The following is a 5356-nucleotide window of genomic DNA, read 5'->3' on the forward strand; positions in this document are numbered from 1 at the left end:
TATAAATTATGTTATATTTTCTATACAATAAATAGATCTTTTACATAGATGTAGCTTTTATATTATCATATTAATGGAGCTTGTTTCATAGATTTTATCTATAGTTATTTATTATTTATAATAGATAAAATTTTTATAGTTGGTTGGTGAATTTAATTGAGATTGTTACGTTATTATAAAAAAAGTGTTAAGGTAGAAGCTCTCACTACTCTATTATTGTTAGCTGCCACAATAACTGCTCTATTGATTTATAACTCTCCACTAAAATCAGTTTACAATTATGTATTAGATGATATATACATAATGAAAGACTTTTCTATACATACATTTATAAACGACTTTTTAATGTCTATATTTTTTCTAGTTGCTGGCTTAGAGATAAAATCTGAGATATTATATGGTAATTTATCATCTTTTAAAAAAGCTACTTTTCCTGTAGTTGCATCTATAGGTGGCGTATTGGTTCCAGCTTTAATATTTATATTTATAAACAGAAATAGTCCATTTTTAAGTGGATTTTGTATTCCTATATCTACAGATATTGCATTTGCTGTAGGTGTATTTATTCTCTTCTCTAATATGTTTAATCCAGCGCTTAAGGTATTTCTATTATCTTTAGCTGTTGTTGATGATTTGATATCAATAATGTTTATAGCTATATTTTATTCATTAGATATAAATTTTACATATTTAATATTTGCATTCTTGATTTTGTTAACACTTATTATTGCAAATAAGTTTTTTAAGGTTGAAAGTATTATATACTATTTATTATCAGGTATATGTTTATGGTATTTTATACATCTAAGTGGAGTTCATTCTACAATAAGTGGTATATTATTAGCAATAGCTATTCCATCTAAGTCTTATAGTTGTAGACAAAGTGTACTTGAAAGAATGCAACGTATTTTAGTACCTATAAATAATTTATTTATAATTCCTCTATTTGCCTTTGCCAATACTGGAATATCTCTTACATATAATATAGATTTAACTGAAGCTAGACCTCTTTATATGGGAATTATACTAGGCCTTTGTTTAGGAAAGCCTATAGGTATAATGCTATTTTGTTATTTAGGTAATTTATTTAGAATAATAGAAAAACCTAAAGATATTAGTTGGTCAGATATATTTTTTGTATCTTTAATTGCAGGTATTGGATTTACAATGTCTATATTCGTATCGGAGTTAGCGTTTATTCATAATCTTACAATTGTAAATATAGCAAAAACGGCAATACTTATATCTTCAGTAATATCTATAAGTATAAGCTTATTAACCATTTTTGTATATGTATGTATAGGAAAGTTTAGAAATAAAACTACAAATTTAGTTAATAAATATTGAATATTAAAAAACTATGTTTTTGAATAAATTTTATTACTTCTTATCCTTTAGAGAAAAGATTAATGAATTTATAAAATTAAGTTTANNNATGCTAATATATATTAAACTTATTATATGCTAAAGGTATATTTATCATAACACATTAAAATGATATAATTTATAAATTAAAATAGGCTAATCTCTATTTTGAGATAGCCCTATATGAATAATCTTATAATAACTTTTCAGCCCATTCATCAACCTTAAACCCTATGACTACATTTTTTCCATCATAAGCTATAGGTCTTTTAATAAGCATTCCATCACTAGCTAGTATTTCTAGAAGCTTTTCATCAGATTCAGTCTTTACAACATCTTTTAATCCAAGCTCTCTGTACTTAACTCCACTAGTATTAAAGAATTTTTTTATATCGTATCCACTAACTTCATACATTTCTTTTAATTCTTCTTTAGTAGGTGGATTTTTAATCATATCTATATTTTCAAAATCTAAATTATTTTCCTCAAGCCAAACCTTTGCTTTTCTTACAGTAGAACATTTTGAATATCCGTAAAATTTTATCATGCTATATCACTATACCATAAAATACGTCTTTAAATCTAATAGTTTATCTAATTATTTGAGTTATTCCAAGGTACAACTTCAACTTCTCCAAACCAACGTTCTTTAAGTCTATTTGAATACTCTCCTTTATACCCTATAAATGAAAGAACTATTAATTCTATATACTTTGTCCCTATTTGGATTATATTCCACATATCTTCAACACTTAAATTAGCTCTGTTATCTTTTCTAACAGGATGTACTATTTTATTTCTAAAATATATTACAAGGTCTACACCGTCATCAAACTTACCTTTTATCCAATCATCAAATAATATAAGTTCATCACTTCCATGAGGAATACCACATGAATTTAATACCATTTTAATATTCTTAGAGGCACTATTTTGATCAAACTGTTCATCATCTAGTAAACCTTCTTTTTCAACAAGTATTATATAAGATAAAGCTTCTAGTGCAATTTGTATAGATATTATGTTATTTTCAAGAGTTATATCCCCTAATGATTCTATATACCAATCAATAACATGTTTTATAGCTGGACCGTAGTAAGCATCTTCTAATTTTTTACACATAAGAGATAGATACTTTTCTAAATTATGATGATTAGAAATAGTATCTGTCCATGTTGGAACAAATCTAAATGGTGTTACTATATTTTCTATCCATAATCTATATGTATTGTTATTATTTTTATATCCTTTGGCAAGACATATTCCTACGTATCTTCCACACATAAAACTAAGTGCTATAGATATCCTGTCTAATGTATTTATAACATTATTGGTTTTAAAAGGCCTATTATCCTTTCTTTTTAAACGACCTACATGAGTTATTAAAAATCCTGATTTAGATTTTAGCTCGTCGTTAAGCTCTCTTCTATAATCATATCTTTTATCTATAGTAACTTTAAAATCATTTATATCAAATTCAATTCTGCCTGCAAATAATTTATCAACGTGTTTAATTAGATCACCAGAAAATTTATCTAAATTTACTATACTAAAGTCAATATAGTCAACATATGAATTTTTAGATTTTATATAATTACCATTTATGTAACCTTCCATGTTAAAGTCATTTCTAGTATTTATAGTTATAGATATTGGTTTATATCCATACATTTCAAGTATCGCATTGTCATAATCTAATTCTAAATCAACATCCTCATCTTCAATGAATAGTATTTGAGCTTTAAAATTTATAGATATGGGAGGAGTCATTTTGTAATAGATTATACCACTACATCTGTATTTTCTATCTAAGTAAATACAGAAACGTCCTTCATAAATACTAATATCTTCATCTATTCTATATCTTAAGTACTCAGAAGATATTGCATTACTAATTTTTTTAGTCATTTACCCACCCCTATATTGTTATAGTATATAATATTATATCATAATACCTGTACTAATATATAGATTTAAATTATGAGTATTGTGGTATATAATTATTAAAATAAGAAAAATTATAAGAGGTGAATGACTTGATAATTATAATATCTCCAGCGACAACTATGAATTTTGATAAAACTATTGAACTTGAAAAAGCTTCAACACCAGTATTTTCAAAAGATGTTAATTATCTAATTAGTTTGTTAAGAGAATTTAATATAAATGATATAAGTGAACTTATGAATTTAAGCGAAGATTTATCTAAGTTAAACTATGATAGATATCAAAACTTTTCAAATGAAAATAACAAAAAACTTCAAAGTATATTAGCATTTGATGGAGAAGTATTTAATTCTATAAAAGTTTCAGATTTTACTGAAAGTGATTTTGACTTTATAAATGAGCATTTAAGGATATTATCTGGACTATATGGAGTATTATATCCTTTTGATTTAATAGAGCCTTATAGACTTGAAATGAAGGCTAAATTAAAAAATAATTGTGGAAATGGCTTATATAAGTTTTGGAAAAGTAAAATAACTAGTTTACTTATAGAAGAATTAAAAAATACTGATAATAAAGTTTTAGTAAACTTAGCTTCATCTGAATACTTAAAATGTATTGATTTAAAGGCTATAAAGAAGGAATTCAAATTTATAGATGTAGTATTTAAGGATTATGATGTTAAAAGTGATACTTATAAGGTAAAAGGTCTTTATGCAAAAAAAGCTAGAGGATATATGTGTAGGTTTATTGTTAAAAATAAAGTAGATACTATAGAAGATTTACTTAAGTTTAATATAGAAGGATATGCTTATAATAGTGAGTTATCAAATGAAGAGGTAATAACTTTCACTAGAAAAGACAGTTAAAATAAAGGAGTGCCAATGTAAAATATAATTTTAAGGCACTCNTTTTTTAATTTTTATATCTTTTAAAATATAAACGTACATTTACTTCATGTCCTATTAATATAGACCAACTGCTTAAATAAAGCCATGTTATTAAAATTATTATTCCGCCTATACTTCCATAAATAATATCATAGTTTGAAAAGTTATTAGTATAGTATGAATAAAATAGTGATACAACTAGGAATACTAGTGTTGCTACAATAGCACCAGGAATCACATCTTTAGTTAATATTTTTTTATTTGGAGTGAATTTATATAAATTAATAAGTATTATAATAAAGGTTGATATTCCTACTATATATCTTAGTATATTCCATATATACATAAATACTTTATTAAGACCTATTAGACCAAAAATAAAATAACCTATTAATTCTCCAAATAAAAGAAGTATTGTTGATGAAAATATGACCACAAATATAGAAATTGTAAATATGAAACTAATTATAAATACATTTATAAATGATCTACTTTCATCTACATTATATGATTTATTCATCCACCTAATAAGTGATCTTATAGCTCTTGATGATGTCCATAAGGTAAATATAAAGCTTAATATTAAAAGACTTAAACTTTTATTATCTATAGCTGAATTAATTATAGGTAATACTATATGAAAAGCACTTTCTGGTATTATTCTTTGTATTATACCTATAGACTTATTTAATTGAATTTGTGGCAAATATCCAACTATACTAATTGTAAATATTAAAAATGGAAAAATAGATAATAGTAAGTAAAATGACATTTCAGCAGCTTTAGAGTTTACTTCAGTATAGTTTGATTTCTTTGAAATGTTTTTAAGCTTATCTATGTTTAAATTTTTCATACTTARCTCCTATAGATTTTATTTATCCATATAAAATTTATTTTAAATTTCATATATTATTACTTAAATTTAAATAAAGTTTTATAATTTATATATTATATATATTATGTATTTTTAATAAAAAAAGCTATATCTATAAATTAAATTCTATAGATATAGCTTTTTTACTATTATATTGAATTACTTACATATATTAAACTATTTACAGTTGTATCTATTTCATTTTTTATGTTATTAAGCTTTTCGTTAGCTTCAGTTTCATCTATTCCTTTTACAGCTAAATAGAACTTAAGCTTTGGCT

The 5356-nt window shown here is 24.1% G+C and carries 6 protein-coding genes (1 of these 6 cut by a window edge); 2 read left to right on the top strand and 4 right to left on the bottom strand.

Annotation, left to right across the window (positions count from 1 at the left end):
• Positions 1–156: 156 nt before the first annotated feature.
• Complete coding sequence (nhaA, locus tag G3997_RS04810) at positions 157–1347, top strand: Na+/H+ antiporter NhaA (RefSeq protein ID WP_296648946.1); 1191 nt, start codon at positions 157–159, stop codon at positions 1345–1347.
• Positions 1348–1558: 211 nt separating this feature from the next.
• On the opposite strand, the gene G3997_RS04815 is transcribed toward nhaA, so the two are convergent.
• A complete protein-coding gene (locus G3997_RS04815) occupies positions 1559–1912 on the bottom strand; it encodes an arsenate reductase family protein (protein ID WP_296648950.1) in 354 nt (117 codons plus the stop codon).
• A 47-nt stretch (positions 1913–1959) separates the two neighbouring features.
• Positions 1960–3273, bottom strand: coding sequence for a hypothetical protein (locus G3997_RS04820; protein ID WP_296648953.1), 1314 nt, complete (start codon positions 3271–3273; stop codon positions 1960–1962).
• 128 nt (positions 3274–3401) lie between these two features.
• Here G3997_RS04820 and yaaA point away from each other — a divergent pair, with 128 nt between their 5' ends.
• The gene (gene yaaA / locus G3997_RS04825; protein WP_296648955.1) at positions 3402–4181 is read left to right on the top strand and encodes a peroxide stress protein YaaA; all 780 of its coding nucleotides are present in this window, start codon (positions 3402–3404) and stop codon (positions 4179–4181) included.
• A gap of 46 nt (positions 4182–4227) precedes the next feature.
• Here the strand turns inward: yaaA and G3997_RS04830 are convergent, their stop codons facing one another.
• Positions 4228–5055, bottom strand: a complete 828-nt coding sequence (locus G3997_RS04830; RefSeq protein WP_296648956.1) for a YihY/virulence factor BrkB family protein — start codon at positions 5053–5055, stop codon at positions 4228–4230.
• A gap of 170 nt (positions 5056–5225) precedes the next feature.
• Positions 5226–5356: the final stretch of a phospho-sugar mutase gene (locus G3997_RS04835; RefSeq protein ID WP_296648961.1), read on the bottom strand. It continues 1612 nt past the right edge of the window; 131 of the gene's 1743 nt are visible here — the last part of the coding sequence; its start codon lies beyond the right edge, outside the window; its stop codon occupies positions 5226–5228.

Source organism: Romboutsia sp. 13368, from assembly GCF_018336475.1.
Taxonomy (GTDB): Bacteria; Bacillota; Clostridia; order Peptostreptococcales; family Peptostreptococcaceae; genus Romboutsia.